The sequence below is a fragment of the Pseudarthrobacter sp. R1 genome (assembly GCF_024494415.1).
Lineage (GTDB): Bacteria > Actinomycetota > Actinomycetes > Actinomycetales > Micrococcaceae > Arthrobacter.
Window position 1 is genome coordinate 97,387 of sequence record NZ_JAMKFI010000005.1, and the last position, 18,376, is coordinate 115,762.

At 66.0% G+C, this 18,376-nt stretch carries 16 protein-coding genes and 1 pseudogene; 11 read left to right on the forward strand and 6 right to left on the reverse strand.

The features are described from left to right. Window positions 1–9: 9 nt before the first annotated feature. From M8J71_RS04755 to M8J71_RS04765, 3 genes are read right to left on the reverse strand one after another with little or no spacing between them, the layout of a single operon-like run. Window positions 10–1,656, reverse strand: a complete 1,647-nt coding sequence (locus M8J71_RS04755) for an LCP family protein (protein ID WP_256246837.1) — start codon at window positions 1,654–1,656, stop codon at window positions 10–12. Between the two features lie 10 nt (window positions 1,657–1,666). Further along, entirely contained in the window at window positions 1,667–2,251 is a 585-nt protein-coding gene (gene purE / locus M8J71_RS04760; RefSeq protein WP_163164276.1) for a 5-(carboxyamino)imidazole ribonucleotide mutase, read from the reverse strand. Continuing rightward, a complete protein-coding gene (locus M8J71_RS04765) occupies window positions 2,248–3,444 on the reverse strand; it encodes a 5-(carboxyamino)imidazole ribonucleotide synthase (protein ID WP_256246838.1) in 1,197 nt (398 codons plus the stop codon). The genes purE and M8J71_RS04765 overlap by 4 nt, the downstream gene beginning before the upstream one ends. 183 nt (window positions 3,445–3,627) lie before the next feature. Here M8J71_RS04765 and M8J71_RS04770 point away from each other — a divergent pair, with 183 nt between their 5' ends. After that, window positions 3,628–4,203: a GtrA family protein gene (locus M8J71_RS04770; protein ID WP_256246839.1), complete on the forward strand. Its 576-nt coding sequence runs from the start codon at window positions 3,628–3,630 to the stop codon at window positions 4,201–4,203. Between the two features lie 21 nt (window positions 4,204–4,224). Here M8J71_RS04770 and M8J71_RS04775 read toward each other — a convergent pair whose 3' ends face one another. Continuing rightward, window positions 4,225–4,923, reverse strand: a complete 699-nt coding sequence (locus tag M8J71_RS04775) for a TIGR03089 family protein (RefSeq protein WP_256246840.1) — start codon at window positions 4,921–4,923, stop codon at window positions 4,225–4,227. Between the two features lie 95 nt (window positions 4,924–5,018). Here M8J71_RS04775 and M8J71_RS04780 point away from each other — a divergent pair, with 95 nt between their 5' ends. The 4 genes and pseudogenes from M8J71_RS04780 to M8J71_RS04795 all read left to right on the forward strand — a co-directional run bounded on the left by M8J71_RS04780 (window position 5,019) and on the right by M8J71_RS04795 (window position 10,861). Continuing rightward, entirely contained in the window at window positions 5,019–5,204 is a 186-nt protein-coding gene (locus M8J71_RS04780; RefSeq protein ID WP_256246841.1) for a hypothetical protein, read from the forward strand. 113 nt (window positions 5,205–5,317) lie between these two features. Further along, complete coding sequence (locus tag M8J71_RS04785; protein WP_163164280.1) at window positions 5,318–5,848, forward strand: WhiB family transcriptional regulator; 531 nt, start codon at window positions 5,318–5,320, stop codon at window positions 5,846–5,848. Window positions 5,849–5,877: 29 nt separating this feature from the next. Continuing rightward, a pseudogene (locus tag M8J71_RS04790) lies at window positions 5,878–9,204 on the forward strand (glycosyltransferase). Next, complete coding sequence (locus M8J71_RS04795; RefSeq protein ID WP_256246842.1) at window positions 9,197–10,861, forward strand: DUF5719 family protein; 1,665 nt, start codon at window positions 9,197–9,199, stop codon at window positions 10,859–10,861. The pseudogene M8J71_RS04790 and the gene M8J71_RS04795 overlap by 8 nt, the downstream one beginning before the upstream one ends. Before the next feature lie 61 nt (window positions 10,862–10,922). Here M8J71_RS04795 and M8J71_RS04800 read toward each other — a convergent pair whose 3' ends face one another. Further along, window positions 10,923–11,435 carry a metallopeptidase family protein gene (locus M8J71_RS04800; protein WP_256246843.1) on the reverse strand — a complete coding sequence of 171 codons (513 nt, stop codon included), beginning with the start codon at window positions 11,433–11,435 and terminating at the stop codon, window positions 10,923–10,925. Window positions 11,436–11,554: 119 nt separating this feature from the next. Here M8J71_RS04800 and M8J71_RS04805 point away from each other — a divergent pair, with 119 nt between their 5' ends. The 4 genes from M8J71_RS04805 (at window position 11,555) to M8J71_RS04820 (ending at window position 15,134) form a co-directional block, all read left to right on the forward strand. Then, window positions 11,555–11,944: a DUF3499 domain-containing protein gene (locus tag M8J71_RS04805; protein ID WP_256246844.1), complete on the forward strand. Its 390-nt coding sequence runs from the start codon at window positions 11,555–11,557 to the stop codon at window positions 11,942–11,944. Between the two features lie 77 nt (window positions 11,945–12,021). Then, window positions 12,022–12,252 carry a hypothetical protein gene (locus M8J71_RS04810; protein WP_256246845.1) on the forward strand — a complete coding sequence of 77 codons (231 nt, stop codon included), beginning with the start codon at window positions 12,022–12,024 and terminating at the stop codon, window positions 12,250–12,252. Window positions 12,253–12,353: 101 nt separating this feature from the next. Continuing rightward, window positions 12,354–13,832: an adenosylhomocysteinase gene (ahcY, locus tag M8J71_RS04815; RefSeq protein WP_163164286.1), complete on the forward strand. Its 1,479-nt coding sequence runs from the start codon at window positions 12,354–12,356 to the stop codon at window positions 13,830–13,832. Window positions 13,833–13,895: 63 nt separating this feature from the next. Next, window positions 13,896–15,134: a L,D-transpeptidase gene (locus tag M8J71_RS04820; RefSeq protein ID WP_256246846.1), complete on the forward strand. Its 1,239-nt coding sequence runs from the start codon at window positions 13,896–13,898 to the stop codon at window positions 15,132–15,134. A gap of 3 nt (window positions 15,135–15,137) precedes the next feature. Here M8J71_RS04820 and M8J71_RS04825 read toward each other — a convergent pair whose 3' ends face one another. Then, window positions 15,138–15,938, reverse strand: coding sequence for an RDD family protein (locus M8J71_RS04825; RefSeq protein WP_256246847.1), 801 nt, complete (start codon window positions 15,936–15,938; stop codon window positions 15,138–15,140). A 65-nt stretch (window positions 15,939–16,003) separates the two neighbouring features. Here M8J71_RS04825 and M8J71_RS04830 point away from each other — a divergent pair, with 65 nt between their 5' ends. Further along, complete coding sequence (locus M8J71_RS04830) at window positions 16,004–16,996, forward strand: stage II sporulation protein M (RefSeq protein WP_256246848.1); 993 nt, start codon at window positions 16,004–16,006, stop codon at window positions 16,994–16,996. A gap of 126 nt (window positions 16,997–17,122) precedes the next feature. Continuing rightward, complete coding sequence (locus M8J71_RS04835; protein ID WP_256246849.1) at window positions 17,123–18,358, forward strand: TIGR01906 family membrane protein; 1,236 nt, start codon at window positions 17,123–17,125, stop codon at window positions 18,356–18,358. Window positions 18,359–18,376 lie beyond the last annotated feature (18 nt).

An 18,376-nucleotide genomic window follows, 5' to 3' on the forward strand; every position in this document is an offset into this window, starting at 1 on the left:
GGATGTCGGCTACAACGGCGCGCATTGGCCGTTCGTGGCCACGAGCTGCCGGATGGCCTCCTCGTTTCCTTCGCGCTTGAGCTGGGTCAGCATCTCTTCCGTAATCGGCTCGCCGTCGGGAGTGGTGGTCACCGGAACAAAGTCCGACGGCGTGGGCTGCTGTTTTGCGGCGCCGCCTGCGAGCACGCTGGCGGGCGAGGCTCCGGCCGCCTGGACAGGCCCGGCGCCTGCGGCCGGGACCACCATGGCGTCGTCGGGAACTCCTGCCGACTGCGCCCCCTGCGCGGACGCGGATGCCAGCAATTCGTCCACCCGGGCGTGGATCTCGTCGAAGTCCGGAACCGTGGAGAAGGAGGCATCGAAATCCGGCGGGCCGATGGTGAGCCGTTTGACGTCCTGGCCTTTCGCCTTGATGGCGAGGTCCACGAAGCTGCCCAACTGGGACGAGGAGACGTTGGATTCCACCACCTTGGTTCCCGCGTTGGCGATGTCCTCGAACTTGGCCAGCAGCGTGGCGGGATCCAGCTGCTTCAGCATGGCCTGCTGCACGCATTGCTGGCGCTGGATGCGGGAGTAGTCGTCCACATACTCGCGCGACCGTCCGTACCACAGCGCCTGGTCTCCATTGAGCGTTTGCTCCCCGGCCGGGATCCACCCGAGGGGCATACCGTGGGTCTGGGTGTAATCGTCGAAGAAGCCGCTCATGGGAACCCAGCCGCCGGCCTTGATCCTGATGCCGCCCATGGCGTCGATGAGGGAGGAGAAGCCTTGCATGTCCACCAAAACGTACGCCTGGACAGTAATCCCCAGCGTTCCGGAGACGGCTTCAAGGGTTGCCTGCGCACCGGGGTCGGCCACGCCCGGGTAAAGGTCAGCGTACTCGTTGGTCACTTCAGTGTTGATGGCATTGATCAGGCACTCATCCCCGCAGTTGTAGCCGTCCGGATAGACGGTGCGCATGGGGGAGTCCTCGCTGAACTGGGCGTTCTGCAGGTTACGCGGCACGGAGATGATCGCGGTCTGGCCCGTCTCGGCGTCCACGCTGAGGACGGACAGGCTGTCCGGGCGCCTGCCGGTACGGTCCTCACCGGCGTCGCCTCCCATCATCAGGAAGTTGTAGCGGCCCTCCACCGGGTCGATGGCGGGGCCGGAGGAGAAGATGCTGCCGATCGCGTTCCGTCCCACATTGAGCAGGTATGCAGCGTAACCAAGGGACCCGCTGCCAAGGACCATCGCCAACACCAGGGCAATCACGACGGCGGGCCGCGCCTGCGGCGCCAGCAGGACCGGGCGGATGAGCCGCAGGGTGTTGATAAACAGGATTGCCCAGCCGGCAGCGAGTGCCACCAGCAGGATCACCAGTGCCAGCGAGGCGAAGGGGTTGGTGATGATGTTGATGAGCAGGGTCCGGTTGAGCAGCAGCAGGAGCACCGCAAGCACCAGGGCTGCCCAGGCACAGAGCGTCACCCTCAATGCCGCGCGGCCCAGTTTACGGTCCCCGGCCACAAGCTGCGCGCTGCCTGGGACCAGGAGGGTCAGAAGCACAAGGACGAAGCCGCGCTTGGTCCGGACCGGAAAGGAAGCACTGGCCGGGTAGCGGACGGGGTCGGTGAGCGCTGCGCCGGAAAGGGACTGCTGGACCTTGCTGCTGGTCATGGCCGCCTTCCTAACGGCTGCCCCGGAGCGGACCGTTGCCTTCGGCGAAAACCTCGCTGACCTTTTGCCGCAGGTTGGCTCCCTTGCGGGCGGCCACGGCATTGAGGTCTGCGGCGAATTCGAGGAGGTCGGCGCGCAGTGATGCCGCAAGCTCATCGGTGCCTGCTGCGAGCATTCGGACCGCCAGGAGTCCGGCATTACGGGCTCCGGCGATGGAAACCGTAGCCACGGGAACGCCGGCAGGCATCTGAACGATGGAGAGCAGGGAGTCCATGCCGTCCAGGGTCTTCAGCGGGACCGGCACTCCGATCACGGGGAGCGGAGTGACGCTGGCCAGCATCCCCGGCAAATGGGCGGCACCGCCGGCGCCGGCGATAATCACCCTCAGCCCGCGCTCGTGAGCTGTCTGGCCGTAGCGGATCATTTCGGTAGGCATCCGGTGGGCGGACACAACGTCAGCTTCGAACGGAATGCCGAACTCTGCCAGGGCGTCAGCCGCCGCTTCCATGACCGGCCAGTCCGAGTCCGATCCCATCACCAGGCCCACCAGCGGGTTGCCGGCGGGACCGGGGGCGGGCGTGGCTTCGGGACTCATGCTTTCTCCTCAAAAATTGCTGGTGGTTCTTCGACGGGTACCCGCCCGTCCCGGAGGATGCCCGCTACGGTGCCTGCCCGGCGTCGAACGGAATCAACCTCTGTTGTGGACGAGCCCACCAGGTTAACGTGGCCGATCTTTCGGCCCGGGCGCACAGACTTGCCGTAGCAGTGCACCTTGGCCGCCGGTTCGCTGGCCAGCGCCAGCGGGAAGGCGGAAAACAGGTCCTGGTTGTCGCCGCCCAGGAAGTTCTTCATCACCACTACCGGACCCAGCACATCGGTGGCACCCAGCGGGAGGTTAAGGACCGCGCGAAGGTGCTGTTCGAACTGGCTGGTGACCGACCCGTCCTGTGTCCAGTGCCCGGTGTTGTGCGGGCGCATGGCAAGTTCATTGATGAGGAACCCTGACCCGATGCCCGGGGTTTCGAAGAGTTCCACCGCGAGGACCCCTGTCACGCCCAGTTCCTGGGCTATCCGCAAGGCTGCATCCTCAGCGGCGGCCGCAACCTCCACCGGAATGTCCAGGGCAGGTGCGATGACTTCGTCGCAGACCCCGTCAACCTGGATGGTGTGCACCACGGGCCAGGCCCGGGCTTCGCCGTCGGGCGTCCTGGCAACCAAGGCGGAAAGCTCACGGGTGAAATCAACTTTTGCTTCTGCCAGGAGGGGGCTCATGGCCTCAAACCATTCAGTGGTTTCGGCAGCCTCCTCCGCGGAGGAAATGATCCGGACACCTTTGCCGTCGTAGCCGCCGCGGGGAGTCTTCAAAACCACAGGCCATCCGGTCTCCTCCCCGAAGCTGACAAGCGCGGCCACGTCCGCCACCGAAGCCCAGGCGGGGTTGGGAAGTTCCAGCCGGTCAATGGCGGCGCGCATTACCAGCTTGTCCTGCGCATGGACCAGGGCATCGGGGCCGGGCTGGACGTTCACGCCGGCTTCCTGCAGCGCCCGCAGATGCGCCGTGGGAACATGCTCGTGGTCAAAGGTCATGACGTCCAGGCCCTCGGAGAACTCCAGGAGGGTCTGCAGGTCCTTGTAGTCGCCCACCGGTGAGGAGGACACTGCCGAGACGGCTGAAACGTCGTCGCCTTCGGCAAGGACGCGGAGTTCGAAGCCGAGTGCGGTTGCGGCTGGGGCCATCATTCGCGCAAGTTGGCCGCCGCCAACTACACCTATTACTGGAAAAGTCACATGGGCCAGCCTACCGAAGACCTGCCCGGATCCCGCGTTCCCTGCCTTCTTCGGTGGTCTTTTGGGCTCCCGGACCGTTCTGTGGCACGGCATTAGGGGTGGTTGCCGGACCGCCACAGGAATTTGACGGGCTAAAATGGACCTCTGGCCGTGTGGCCCATCGTTCAACGGCCATGGAGGGTCATGTTTAGCACGCTTGCAGATCGCATCCGGGGGCTCGCCTCGCTCTTTTGGCGTGAAGTGGCCAAGTTCGGCGCCGTCGGCGGTGTGGCTTTCGTCATCGACAACGGTATGACGTATTACCTCATGCACGGCCCAATGACCGACAGCGAGGCCAAGGCGCGCTTTGTCGGCGCGTCCGTGGCAACGATCTTCTCCTGGATTGCGAACCGCCTTTGGACCTTCCGGCACCGGCGGCAGGACAACGTACTCCGCGAGTTCCTGATGTTCATCCTCATCAACGGGATAGGCATCGGCATCTCCACAGGCTTTACCGCCCTTGCCAAATATGGCCTGGGCGTCACGGACAAGAACATGCTCTTCTTCGCGGGAGTAGCGGGCATCCTGGTGGCCACTGTGGTTAGGTTCTTTGCCTACCGGTTCCTGGTGTTCAACAAGGAACTGGACCAGGAACCGGAGTTCTCACACGACCACGAGCTCATCGAACTCCACCACCATGGCAGCAGGGACACCGGCGATGGTGCCGCTGTGGCGGAGCCCGGGCCCCTCACGGAGGACCCGGCCCAGCCCCAGAAGTAGGCCAGGCAGCAAAGCAGCCGTTCAGTTGCCGTGGATGCGTTCCGCCGCGAGCAGCTTGTCAGTGGGCTCAACATCGGGGTGCGTTATCACCACAGAACCCCCGCGCCGCCACGCGCCCAGTGCGTTGGCCAGCGCTGCCTCCAGCCCGTCCCGCCCCGGGATGTGCAACCGCACGCCCTCTTCGTGCGGGACTGCAAACCCGTCAAGCAGGTCCTGGTGGAGGTGCCGGCGGCCGTCCTGCCCCACAATCGCGCACGCCGAGGGGTCGGCCTCGGCGTGCTGCATAAACACGTCTCCGTGGGAGCGCACTTCCGCTGCATAATCCAGGCAACCTGCCGGAAGGGTGCCGTCCCAGCGCATGGCAAGCGCGGGCAGGGCAACTGCCACGACGGCACCATACTGTCCTGCTGCCGGCTCCGGCCGGGTGGTGGCCAGCAGGTCCGCCGTGCCGCCGTCCAGGACCGTTTCAAGGCCGAGCTGCCAGGCGGCAAGTGCCCAGACCATGCCCTTCCAGTGCGCAGGCAGGTCGAGCGCCAGCCGCATGCCGGGTTCGGCGTCCAGTTCGTCCTGGAGGAGGTTGCTGGTTTTGGCCACCCAGTTGTCCAGCACCTTTCCGGACAGCTCAACGCGCTCCGAGTCCGGGCCGTACCAGGTGAGGCGTGGAGCAGTGGAGTTGCCTGATCGAAGGCTGGTCATCAGATCGATTGCCGGGGTAGTCATGCCTCAATCCTGCCACCGGCACCACAGCAGGTCACCAAAGCAGGCTGCGCCCCGCCGAATACTGGGCAGCGACGTGATATTTATCACGTTTTCTGATGCTAAGCGTGCTTGCTAATTTTCCGGCAGCCGGGTATTTTCCGCGCCAACAGGCGTTTTTTGGAAGCTTTCCGCCGCCTGACCCGCTGATGCCGGCCGGAATGGTGGTGTTCGGGAAAAAATACCGGGCGTGGCGTGCACCATATTGGTTGCTGCTGGTGATTATTATCCGGGCAGCGGCTTGACTCACCCTAGTTACACGCGTGTAATTAGATAACTAAAGGCAACTGCGTAAATACCGGCACACAACCGAGTGTCCATGTATCCAGGCAGAGGCTGCAACATCAGGAGGGTCGCCGTGGGGCAAGCAGAGCGTATCCAGGAAGATGCCGTCGTAGCCGGTCAGGCAACGGCCAAATACCGTGCGCGGGGGGTGCCCAGTGATTGGTATGTAGACCCGGCGGATCCTGATGCTGCGGAGCGGTTCAACACGAACAACAAGGACTTCCTGCAGGACCAGGCCACAGCTTTCCTCGCCGCGCATGAAGCACTCCTGGGCGGCGGGCAGGACCCCGAGGACGAGCTCGATCCTCCAATGGAGCTGACTGCCGGACCGGCGCAGCCAGTTTGGATCGGGCTGCCTTTCCAGCAGGACTTTGGCGACGAAGGCGAGCTCGGCTGGCAGACGGATGCGCTGTGCGCCCAAACCGATCCCGAGGCGTTCTTCCCCGAAAAGGGTGGCTCCACCCGCGACGCCAAAAAGGTCTGCGGTGCCTGCAACGTGCGGTCCCAGTGCCTTGAGTACGCCCTGGCCAACGATGAACGGTTCGGCATCTGGGGAGGCCTTTCCGAGCGTGAGCGCCGGCGGCTAAGGAAGCGAGCAATCTAATTCATCAGGATGTTCACGTCACTGCCGTTGTGGTTGCCCACAACGGCAGTGATTATCTCCCCAGAACCCTGGCAGCCCTGGCGGACCAGACCCGGCGCGCGGACTACACCATCGGCGTCGATACCGGGTCCCGCGACAATTCCAAGGTCCTCCTTGAGCAGGCCCTGGGCGGGGCACATGTAGTAACCCACCGCGGGAAGAGTGGAATGGGCGCCGCGGTATCCACCGGCCTTGCCCGACTCGCCCCCTGGGTTGGAGATCACGGCAACGGCAGGTCAGAGTGGATCTGGCTGCTTCACGACGACGCCGCGCCGGCTCCTGAAGCCCTCGCCGAACTTCTCCTCGCAGTCGAACGGGCACCGTCCGTGACAGTTGCCGGCTGCAAGCAGTTGGACTGGCACGAGGGCCGCAAGCTGGTGGACGTCGGCCTTTCAACCAGCCGCTGGGCGGAGCGGCTGACCCTGATCGACGCTGACGAACTCGACCAGGGGCAATACGACGGCCGCACCGATACCTTTGCCGTGAATTCCGCCGGAATGCTGGTGCGCCGTGACATCTGGGAACAACTCGGCGGTTTCGATCCCGCCCTGCCCGGCAGCGGAGACGACGTCGATTTCTGCTGGCGCAACCGCCTGGCAGGACACCGCGTAGTGGTTGTACCCGCGGCCAGGATGTACCACGTCGCGCACCGCCCGCACGCGCTGGGCAACACTGCCGCAGCGAGGAAAGCCCAGGTCCACCTGCGGCTGAAGCACGCGCCGCTGTGGATGGTGCCCGTCCACGGCGCGGCTGCCCTTCTCGGCAGCATTTTCAAACTGGTGTTGAGTATCGCCGTAAAGGATCCCGCGCACGGTATCACGCAGCTTGGTGCGACCCTTGCAGCGCTGGGCCGCCCCCGCGCCGTGGTGAGGGCTAGCGCGAACGCCAGGAAGACGCGCCGGATCCGCCGGTCCGTCATCCGGAAGCTCCAGACACCCCGCCGTGAGGTATGGAGCCATCGACGCTCCCTGATGGAGGCCCTGGGCTCGGACGGCAGCCCTGTGGACGACCTTGTGCAGGACCCTCTGGCGCACCAGCCCAGCGGAGACGCATCAGATGACTTCGCGGCGCTTGCCACCAGCAAGCGTGGCTGGGTGGGCAATGGTGCCCTGGCCGCCGTAATCGTTGCGTCCGTCACCTCCCTCCTGGGTTTGACCGGACTCTTCGGTGCCCCCGGTGTGTCGGGCGGGGCGCTCATTCCCGTTTCAAGCGGCCTGGGCGACATCTGGCACCATGCGTCCAGTTGGTGGATCTCGCTGGGTGCCGGGCTTTCGGGCCGTGGGGACCCTTTCGGCTACGTCCTTTGGATCCTGGGCGTTCTGGGCGGCGGCGACGCCAACGCCGCCATGGCCTGGCTGCTGCTGCTCGGCACGCCGCTGTCCGGCCTGACGGCGTGGTTTGCGGCAGGCGGACTGACAGTACGCCGCCGGCTCCGCCTGGCAGCAGCACTTTTCTGGGCGGCTGCCCCCGCCCTGCAGGTGGCCCTCAACCAGGGCCGGGCCGGGGCCCTTATTGCGCACATCATGATTCCACTGGTCGCCCTGGCCCTGCTGCGGGCCACCGGCTCCGCGGTAGGGCAAGGCCGGTTCCAGCTGCCGGCTCCCGGTGACCGCCGTTTCACCGACCGGCCCCCGGTCAAACCAGGGATCAACGGAATGCCGTCCTGGACGTCGGCAGCGGCGGCCGGCCTGGCGCTGGCTGTTGTTACCGCGTCCGCGCCGTCCCTGCTGATACCGGCCACAGTGGTGATCGTTCTTTGCGGGCTCCTGCTCGGCCGCCGCGGCCGGACGGTGTGGTGGGCATTGCTGCCCACCGCGGCCCTGTTCATCCCGTTCGGCCTTTCAGCCCTGGACAGGCCGCGGGCCCTGCTGGCTGATCCCGGCGTCCCCCTGGGTTTCGACGCCGCTCCGCTATGGCAGCAGCTGCTTGGCCAGCCGCTTGAATTCGATTCACACGGCGGACTGGCCGGACTGCCCTATTTTGCGGCCGGCACCGTGCCCTGGGCCCTGTTGCTGGCCCTCCTTCTTGCCGTCCCCGTCCTGCTCCTGGCAGTGGCGGGCATATGCCTGCCCGGTAACCGGGCCCGTACTGCCAGGTCCCTGTGGATTGTCGCCACTGTTGCCCTGGCCGGAGGCTGACTCGCAGGGCAGGTGGCTGTCGGCATGAATGCCGACTCCATGGTGGCAACCTTCCCCGGACCGGCGGTTTCTGCAGCAGCGTTCGCCCTGCTGGGTGCCGGCCTCCTGGGAGCAGAACGGCTTCTGGGAATGGCAAACGCGGCGGCGGCCGGCAGCCTGAAACACAAGACGGCCCTGCAGTCAGCGACAGCATTCGGCATGGTGCTCCTGCTTGCAGGACCCCTTGCAGGAATGGCTGCCTGGTCTGCGCAGAACATCCTCCGTCCCTCTGTTGCGACGGCCCAAATGCCGCCGGCTTCCGCTGCCCTCGGCACGCCCCGCCTCGTGGAGGCTGCCGGCATTCGCATTCTCCCGGCCACGGCCACCGACCGCGGAACCGGGCCCGAACAGACGCGCACGCTCTTGATCAGCACCGGTGAGAACGGCACGTATAACGCTTCCCTAATGCGCGGCGCGGGAACAACGCTCGATAGCCTCTCGGCCATCGCCTCCGCGCGCAACATCCTCGGCCGTCCGGGATCGGAAACAGTGCGCGATGACGACGACGTCACTGCCGCGGTCCGTCGCGTGGTGGCAACGCTGGTGGCCGGCCAAGGCGTGGACCCCCGGAGCGACCTGGAACAGCTCGGCGCCGGCTTTGTGGTTCTTCGGGCAGCAGACACAGCTGCCCAGCTCACTGCCAGCAGGATGGACGCGGTACCCGGGCTTATTGCGGTGGGGCAGACCGACGTCGGCTGGCTGTGGCGGATCTCCCCGCTGAACCAGCCTGTGCTCGAAGCAGCGGATGTTGCCCACCGCGTGCGGGTTGTCGACCCGGGTGGCGCCGCCATCGCGCTGGTCCCTTCGGGGTACGACGACGTTGATGCTGCTGTTCCGGAGGGGCCGGAGGGCCGGTTGGTGGTGCTGGCGGAACGGTCAGATCCCGGCTGGAGTGCGTGGCTGGACGGCCGCAGGCTGACAGCCACAACGTCCGGATGGTCCCAGGCTTTCACCCTTCCGGCCTCGGCGGGCCACCTGACCGTGCGATACGAAAACCCGTGGGCCCTGTGGTCCGGGATCGCCCAGGCCATCGTCATCGGGCTGACGGTCATGCTCGCGGTGCCGATGCCTGCCCGGCGCCAGAGGACGGGTCTTTCCCGGGACGAAGGCTCGCTGCGTAAGGAACGCCAGAATGCATAACACTTCCATGTCAGCGGAGGCACCAGAGGGAAGCGGCGCCGCCGGCGACGAAACCAAGGAAAGCACCGAGCCGTCGAAGCGCCCGGCGGCCAAGGGGCGGAATGCGTTGTTTTCCAGCCTGGCGTCCGCCGCCGTTATCATCGCCGGTGCAGGAGCCGTGGTGGCAGCCGGCTCCGTACTCCCGCAGCCCGTTTCCAGCCGTACCGTTCCCGCCGGGGTGTCGGCAGTTCCTGCCGGCAGCAGCGTCGGAGTCTGTCCAGGCCCGGCCCGGCTGCTTGAAGGCACTGACGCGGGCACCGATCCGCAATTCAGCCCCAAGTCCGCAACTGCCGCCAGCTCGGTCACCGGGGCAGTACTCAGTGCCGGTGGAGTGCTGCCGGCCAGCCGGCTGTCGGACCTGCGCGGAACAACAACTGTCGAGATCGCCAAGGAGCAGGCCCAGCCCAGTGCCGCGGGCAATTCCCAGGAAATTCTCGCAGGTGTGGTGGCGGGCCGTTCCGTTGACCAGGTGAGCGTCCTCAGCGCCGACGCCCTGGCAAGCCAGAAGGCGTCGGCCGCAGCGGCCATGAAGTTCACGGCAACGGACGGCGACCTGCAGGGTACCGCAGCAGCCAACTGCCTGCAGCCATCCAACGATCAATGGCTGGCCGGCGCGGGTACCACTGTGGGCCGTACGTCAGTGCTTGTCCTGACTAACGCTTCCACCACCCCGGCCACGGTCAGCCTGGAGCTGTTCGGGTCCGGCGGGCAGATCCAGGCACCCGGCAGCCGGGGACTTCTGGTGGCGCCCGGTACGTCGCGGCCTGTGGTTCTGGCCGGCCTGGCTCCGGGGGAGGCCCAGCTGACCGTGCACGTGCGCAGCGCCGGAGGCCCTGTTGCAGCCGTGATCCAGCAGAGTGTCCTCCGGGGCCTGACCCCTGGCGGCGTGGACTTCATCGCACCCGGAGCAGCGCCGGCCGTCCGGCAGGTCATGACCGGCGTTGATATCCAGGACCCGGGCCAGGTAGCGGCGCTCACCGGAAGATCGGGGTACGAGGACGCAGGTCCCGCCCTGCAGCTCACCGTGCCCGGCCCTTCAGACGCCGTGGTGGAGGTCAAGCTCTACGGGCGCGACGGCCAGAAGGCATTGCCCAATGGCGGAGTCATGACTGCCAAAGCGGGCACCGTCACGGAAATCCCGCTGACCGGCGTCCCGGCCGGCCATTACACCGTGGTTGCCTCGTCGGATGTCACGTTCGTGGCCGCTGCCCGGGTCACCCGCGGCCTCCAGGACACCCAGCCAGCAGACGTCGCGTGGGCGGCGTCGGGAGTCAGGCTGGGCAGTCAGCACGTGGTCCCCGTTCCACAGGGGGGCCAGCGCCACCTGGTTTTCGGCGCTCTCGACAACCGCGCCACCATCACCTATTCGGCGATCACTGCCGACGGTAAGGTCCGGGCGCCGTCCACCGCCGATATCGCCGGCGGAACGACGGCGTCCATCACCATTCCCGAAAAGGTTGAGGATTCCGACGTCGTGGGCTATGTGGTGTCGGCTTCGGGCGACGCCGCCTACGGGGCCCTGCTGTTGCAGCAGGAGGGAAGGAATGACGTCTCCTCCCTGGCCTTCCTGCCGGCGGCGGCGGGCCAGGAAACGGTACCTGTCACCCTGAGTTACTGAGCCTGCAATTCCGTCACAGGACCCTGCTGATGCAGCGGGGCAAGACTTGCTGATGCCGGGTTCAGTACCTGCGCCGGTACACCGGATCGAGGGTTTCCGGGGCAACACCCAGCATCTCAGCCGTATGCTCCACCACCACGTCATGGACCAGGTCCTGGAGTTCCTCCACGCTCCCGCACGCCTGCTCAACCACGCGCCGGTAGACGGTAATCATCGGCCCGTCCTCGCCGGTGGCAGGGGTGTAGGAACCCATGGGGGGAGTGGCTGCATTGGCCGCCAACTGCTCCAGGTCCGGCGGGATCTCATCGACGCCAAAGCGGACGCCATCCAGGGTCTTGCCCCAGATGTCGTGAAGCCGTTGCGCGGAGTCCATCACCATGTCATCAAAGCGGTCCGAGCGTGTGCGGTAACCAGGATGGGTGGGGAGCATCACTTCGCCCCGAAGACCCCGCCCGTGGCGGTTTCGGCGGCGCATCATAAAGCTTCTGCCAGGGGACGCCGTGCGCTGGTCCGTGCGGGTATCCGGCTCAGCCAACCGGACCGTAAAGCCTGATTCATGGTTCGATGACTGCATACATTGACTGTAAACCCGGGGGAGGATTTACGCGACACATGGCCCGCCCACCTGAGGGCGCGTCGACCCGGGGCGACAATGCAGGGTTTTGCAGCCTGCACGGAGTAGTCTGTGATGTCGTGGGAGCTATCCGTCAGTGTTCAAGATCTGCGTGCCGCCAGTCAGCGGTAGCTACCCTGACGTACGTCTACGCGGATTCCACCGCGGTCCTTGGGCCGCTGGCCACCTACGCCGAGCCCCACTGTTACGATCTGTGCGAGCAGCACGCCGATTCCCTTACCGTCCCGCGGGGCTGGGAGGTTCTGCGCCTGGCCATGCCCTCAACTCCGCAGCAACCGGGACCGGACGACCTCCTGGCCCTGGCCAATGCGGTCCGCGATGCCGCTGCCTTGCCGGCCCAGACCCAGCCAACGTCCGGCAAACGCGGCCCCCATTCGGCACTGGAAGCACCGGCCGGGGCGGAAGGCACCCGCAGGGGCCACCTCCGCGTACTGCGGGAACCGTCCTGACGGGCATCTGGCGGTAGGCTGGAAGCTGCAATTCCGTCCGCTACCGGCGCCAGAGCGCCCGCCAGGGAGCATGAGTAATGCCAAAGATCAGTCCTGAACTCCTGTCCATCCTGCGTTGCCCTGTGACAGGGGCGTCCCTGATCCAGGACGGCGAGGAACTCGTTGCAGCCGTTGCGGACGAATCCGGAGTGAAGCCCCGCTACGCCATCGAGGACGGCATCCCCCTCCTTCTTCCGCCCGAACTGCTGGCAGCAGCGGCTGCGGCGGGTTTAGACCAGCACGACCCAGCCGCCGGCACACCCGCCTAGCCCTCCAACAGCACCACACCACAGGCATCCACGCCGCGGCTCCCGCGCCGGGCGCCGCAAGCAGCACCCGGCCACCGCCGGGCAGAGTAAAGGATTCACCCATGGCTTTTGATTACAAGGTTGCCGATATCTCTCTGGCCGAGGCCGGCAGGCACCAGATCCGCCTGGCAGAGCACGAAATGCCCGGCCTCATGTCCCTCCGCGAGGAGTTCGGACCCACCCAGCCGCTGAAGGGTGCGCGGATCGCAGGATCGCTGCATATGACGGTGCAGACCGCGGTGCTGATCGAAACCCTCACGGCACTGGGTGCCGAGGTCCGCTGGGCTTCCTGCAACATCTTCTCCACGCAGGATGAGGCCGCCGCCGCTGTAGTGGTCGGAAAGGGCACGGTGGAGGACCCCCAGGGCGTGCCCGTGTTCGCCTGGAAGGGCGAAACCCTGGAGGAGTACTGGTGGACTGCCGAGCAGATCCTCACCTGGCCCGGCGCGGAAACCAACCCGGAACTTGGCCCCAACATGATCCTGGACGACGGCGGAGACGCCACCATGCTGGTGCACAAGGGCGCCGAATTCGAAGCAGTGGGCAACGTCCCCTCCGCCGACCCCACCGATTCGGAAGAGTACGGCATCTTCCTTGACGTCCTTCGCCGCTCACTCGCAGCGGACCCGCACAAGTGGACCCGCACGGCCGCCACCATCAAGGGCGTCAGCGAAGAAACCACCACCGGTGTGCACCGCCTGTACCAGTTGGCTGAACAGGGCAAGCTGCTCTTCCCCGCCATCAATGTCAACGACTCCGTCACCAAGAGCAAGTTCGACAACAAGTACGGCATCCGGCACTCACTGCCGGACGGCATCAACCGGGCAACGGACGTGCTCATGGGCGGCAAGGTCGCCGTCGTCTGCGGCTACGGCGACGTCGGCAAGGGCGCAGCGGAGGCACTGCGCGGCCAGGGTTCGCGCGTCATCGTCACCGAGATCGACCCCATCTGCGCATTGCAGGCTGCGATGGACGGCTACCAGGTGGCCAAGCTTGAATCCGTCCTGGCCACAGGCGATATCTTCATCACCACCACCGGCAACAAGGATGTCATCATGGCCGAGCACATGGCGGGCATGAAGAACAAGGCGATCGTGGGCAACATCGGCCACTTCGACAACGAGATCGACATGGCCGGACTCGCCAGGATCCCCGGCATCAAGAAGGTTGAAATCAAGCCGCAGGTCCACGAATGGGTTTTCGAAGCGGGGACTGACGCCGAGCGGTCCATCATTGTCCTCTCCGAAGGCCGCCTGCTGAACCTGGGCAACGCCACGGGGCACCCGTCCTTCGTGATGAGCAACTCGTTCGCCAACCAGACCATCGCCCAGATCGAGCTGTGGACCAAGAAGGACCAGCCCGAAGGAGAGCGCGAGTACGAAAACCAGGTCTACGTCCTGCCGAAGGTCCTGGACGAAAAGGTGGCCCGCCTGCACCTGGACGCCCTGGGTGTGGAGTTGACCGAACTGACCAAGGACCAGGCTGAGTACCTGGATCTGGACGTCGCCGGCCCGTACAAGCCCGAGCACTATCGTTACTAAGAAGTAAAGTGCCCGGGTGCCGAGAACACCCGGGCTGTTACTTTCTGCGCCTAGGATCAAAATATGGAGCCTGAAGTCCAACCCCGCCGTCCGGGTAGGGTCAAAAAGATTCTTGTGGTGGTCGCTGTCTGCCTCCTCGCCGCCGTGGGCGGCGTCTTCGCTGCAGTGGCGCCGGGAATCGCCCGCGGAGCCATCGAATCCGAGGCAGGGACCGCGGTCCGGACATCGCCCGGCATCGCTTCGCCCGTCATTGCGCCCGTGAAGCTTGACGCCGCGCCCGCGAACGGTTCCAAGCAGGTGAACCCGGCCGCCCCGGTGTCCTTGAAGGTGGCCAACGGCACCATTGAACGCGTGACGCTCACCAGCACCGCGGGCGAGACGGTGGAGGGCAGCATCGACGCCGCGGGGACAGGCTGGACGGCGTCCGGCCCCCTGAAGTTCAACACGGACTACAGCTACACGTACGTGGTGAAAGACGGCGCCGGACGCGAAACCAGCACCACACAATCCTTCAGTACCGTGTCCAGTTCCCATGAGGCGGACGCCGCCATCTACCCGCTGGACGGCATGAAGGTGGGCGTCGGGCAGCCGCTGCAGGTCATCTTCAGTGAACCTGTGGTCAACCGCGAGGCCGTGGAAAAGGCCATCAGCATCACCAGCAGTGCCGGCCAGGTGGGCGCCTTCCACTGGTACAGCGACACGATGGTGCGGTACCGGGCGGAGAGCTTCTGGGCGGCGAACTCCACCATCACCATGGACATGAAGCTGTTCGGCGTAGACCTGGGCAACGGCCAGATTGCCAACTTCAACAAAAAGGTGAACGTTTCCATCGGCGATAAGAAGGTGGCGGTGGCGGACGCTGCGGCCCATACTTTTACGCTGAGTGTCAACGACCAGGTGGTCAGGACGCTTCCGGTGAGCATGGGGGACCAGCGCTTCCCGTCCGCCCGGGGCTACGGCGTGCTGATGGAGAAGAAGCGCTATGACCGCTTCCGGGCCTCGAGCATCGGACTGAAGCCGGACGACCCCGCCTATTACGGGGACGTGGACGTCGAGTACACCATCCGGCTTACGCTCAGCGGCGCCTACCTCCACCAGGCCCTGCCGTCCGCGTTCCCTTTCATTGGCAACACGAACGTCTCGCATGGCTGCATCGGGTTCGCTCCCGACGGCGCCGCCTGGGTCTTTGACAACATGGGCACCGGCGACGTCGTCCAAATCGTCAACACCGAGGGCGACTACGCGGCCGACACGGACGGTTTCGGCGACTGGAACATCCCGTGGAGCGAATACGACAATTAGCGCCTAGCTGCCGAAAGGCAGACGGTGCAGCCGCTCACCCGTCTCAGCGCTCCGCCGTCGTGCCTGCGACAACCTGGCGAGCTCCCTGCTCCGCCGCTCAGCCACGACGGCGGCAAGGTAGTCGCCGGGACTGGTCCCGGGCGGCGGGGGCGGGGCAACATGGGCGGCGAGCTCGGTGGCGATTGACTCGGCCATGCCCGCCCTGGACAGGGGCGCCATCCGGCCGGCCTGGCGGATGAACTGGGATGCCCGGCGGGCCGTCGCGTCCGGAATCCGTCCGATATCCGCTGCGCCGGCCCAGGACCGCAGCCTGGGCGGAACGAGCACCGGCGTGGCCTCTTCAACCGGGACACGGCTGCGGATTGCGTAGGTCCCGGCCATCAGGTCGCCCAGCCGGCGGGACCTGTTATTGAACAGGGCCACGGCAATGGCAAGCCCGCCAAAGGTCAGGTAGATCTCGAGGAACCCCGTCAGGCCGCGGATGAGTGCGTGCCGGAACCGGATGGCGCCGCCGTCATCCCGCACCACCCGCAGGCCCGCTGCGAGCTTGCCCAGCGACAGCCCGCGGCTCAGGGTTTCCACCGCCACCGGAACGATGACCAGGCAGAAGACAACACTGGCCAGCATCAAGGCCCGCAGGGCGGCCTCGTCCAGGTCCTCGCCCGCGGCCGCTATTCCGATCAGGATGACCACCAGCAAAACGATGCTCAAGGCCATGTCCAGGAGCAGGCCCAGCGCGCGGGCCGCAAACGATGCCGGACGCAACTCCAGGACAACGGCCTCACCGGTGACGATCGAACTCACGCTGTTCCTGTTCCTCGCGGCTTACGGGACGCTCATAGTCTAGTGCGGGCCGCTAGGCTGGTGCCGTGGACATGGACGCGTTCTCCGCCGTCAACGCGGACAGATGGTCGCGGCTGCATGAACTTGCCTACAAGGGCAGGCTCAGCGGGCCGGAAGCAGATGAACTGCTGACGCTGTACCAGTCCACCTCCGCCCACCTCTCCCTCATCCGGTCGCTGGCCCCGGAAAGCGGACTGTCCGCCTCCCTGTCCGCCACGCTTGCACAGGCGCGAACGCGCTTCACCGGTGCGCGGTCCAACGTAATGGAGGATCTGGCACGGTTTTTTGTGGTGGCCCTTCCCGCTGCCTTCTACCGGCTCACCTGGCTCACCTTGGCCTGCGGGGCAGCCTTTGTCCTGATCGGCGCGGCCTACGCACTTTGGATCAGCAGCTCGCCCGAAGCCCTGCGGGCGGTGGCGTCCGAAGCGGCGGCCCGCCAGTACGTCGAGGAAGACTTCATCAACTATTACTCAGCGAATCCTGCTGCGTCCTTCGCCGGCGCGGTCTGGACCAACAACGCCTGGATCAGCGCCCAGGCTGTAGCCCTGGGGATCACCGGCGTGTGGGTGCCGATGATCCTGTTCAGCAACGCCCAAGGAGTGGGGATAGCCGCCGGCATCTTCGCGGCCGCGGGAAAGTCGGATGTCTTCTACAGCTACATCCTGCCGCACGGCCTGATGGAACTCACTGCGGTGTTCATCGCCTGCGCCGCCGGCCTCCGGATCTTCTGGGCCATGGTCTCGCCGGGTCCCCGCACGCGGGGCCGGGCGGTTGCCGAGGAAGGCAGGTCCCTGATCACCGTAGCCCTGGGCCTGGTCCTGGTGCTGTTCGTCTCCGGGCTGGTGGAAGGGTTCGTCACACCCAGCGCGCTGCCGGTCTGGGCAAAGATTGGCATCGGGGCGGCGGTGCTGGCCGGCTACTGGCTGTACGTCCTCACCTGCGGACGGCACGCCTACCAGGCAGGGGAACGCGGCGGCCTCCGCCGGGAAGACGCAGGCTATTCGGAAATCGCTGCCTGAATCGTTGTAATCGATGCGGGGTGGTTCCTCGCACAGCCGGAAGCCCGGACGGTAGGCTCGTCAACAGATGAAGCGTGCCGGCGGACCAAGAACCTGGCGCGGAAACCCAACGGAAGTGACGCTGATGTGAAAGACGAAACTCCTGCCCGCGCCAGGCGCGCCGAACCGCAGCCGGAACCGGTCCTTGACACATCAGGGGATTCTGACGAGCCTGCGTTTTCGTGGTTGACCCCCGCCGGCTCAGGCACGGGGAGTTCTGCCGCAGACCGCTCCGGTGATTCAGACGCGGAAGCCCCGGAGGACCTATCCGGGTACAGGCAAGGCACGACGCCGGTGCACGCCGGGACTGCCGGCGCCGGTTCCTCCGCGACAGACGGCGGCCCAACCGAGGCAGGCGCCGGAGGCTCGTCCACGACCGCCGCAACCGCTGCCATGGCCGCCCCGGCCCCGGAGGCCCGCCAAGCCCTCCAGCCGGAGAGCCGGGCTGACCGAAAAGCCGCAGAGTCCGCCATGGAGGATTCAGGGCGCGCATCCGGGCAAGACAGCTCTCCGGTGTTCAAGGAACGGCTGCCCACCTCCGCGCTGCAGGTCCGGCCGCCGGAGGAAGAGGTGGAGCGCCGCAACGCCCAGCGTGAGAGTGCCGCCAATGCCAAACCGGTGGCGCCGCGGGTGATGCAGGTCCTGCTTGCCCTCTTCTTCCCACTGATCCTGCTCATCCTTGCTGTCCGTGCCGTGACCAGCCCGCTGTTCCTGTGGGTGGAGTACAACCGTCCGGGATTTCCCGGGGACGGCTACGGGTTCAGCACCGACGACAGGATGACCTACGGCTCCTACGCGGTTGATTACCTCAGCAACTGGGCAGGCCCACGCTACCTGGGGGACCTGGTGCACCGCGGCGGCGACAAGCTGTTCAAGGACGGCGAAGTCAGCCACATGGCGGACGTCAAGCTGGTGATCCTGTCCACCTTTGGTGCCGGCGTGCTGCTAATCCTGGTAAGCCTCATCGCTGTCCTCTACCTGCGCAGGCGAAGCACCGGGGGAGTCCGCAGGGGCCTCTTTGCCGGCTCCATCATCACGCTCGTTCTGATCCTGGGCCTCGGTTCCCTGGCCGTGCTGGGCTGGCAGCAGTTCTTTACCGAGTTCCACCGGATCTTCTTCGCGGAGGGATCATGGACATTCAGCCTTGACGACACCCTGATCCGGCTGTTCCCCGGCCAGTTCTGGATTGACGCCGGAATGGTGATCGCAGGCCTGGTGCTGTTGACTGCGCTCGTCACGTTGATCCTCACGTGGCCAACACGCCGGCGCCGCGGCCTCGCCAAGGATGAACCGGCCGCAGAGCAGGCAGCCCACCAGGCGTAGCCGGACAGCCGGCCGATC

Bases quoted from the DNA above. Each gene is read 5' to 3' on its own strand.
- M8J71_RS04755 (WP_256246837.1), bottom strand. From the start codon at position 1,656: ATGACCAGCAGCAAGGTCCAGCAGTCCCTTTCCGGCGCAGCGCTCACC.
- M8J71_RS04820 (WP_256246846.1), top strand. From the start codon at position 13,896: ATGGAGCCTGAAGTCCAACCCCGCCGTCCGGGTAGGGTCAAAAAGATT.
- M8J71_RS04795 (WP_256246842.1), top strand. From the start codon at position 9,197: ATGCATAACACTTCCATGTCAGCGGAGGCACCAGAGGGAAGCGGCGCC.
- M8J71_RS04775 (WP_256246840.1), bottom strand. From the start codon at position 4,923: ATGACTACCCCGGCAATCGATCTGATGACCAGCCTTCGATCAGGCAAC.
- M8J71_RS04770 (WP_256246839.1), top strand. From the start codon at position 3,628: ATGTTTAGCACGCTTGCAGATCGCATCCGGGGGCTCGCCTCGCTCTTT.
- M8J71_RS04780 (WP_256246841.1), top strand. From the start codon at position 5,019: ATGCTAAGCGTGCTTGCTAATTTTCCGGCAGCCGGGTATTTTCCGCGC.
- M8J71_RS04810 (WP_256246845.1), top strand. From the start codon at position 12,022: ATGCCAAAGATCAGTCCTGAACTCCTGTCCATCCTGCGTTGCCCTGTG.
- purE (WP_163164276.1), bottom strand. From the start codon at position 2,251: ATGAGTCCCGAAGCCACGCCCGCCCCCGGTCCCGCCGGCAACCCGCTG.
- ahcY (WP_163164286.1), top strand. From the start codon at position 12,354: ATGGCTTTTGATTACAAGGTTGCCGATATCTCTCTGGCCGAGGCCGGC.
- M8J71_RS04800 (WP_256246843.1), bottom strand. From the start codon at position 11,435: ATGCAGTCATCGAACCATGAATCAGGCTTTACGGTCCGGTTGGCTGAG.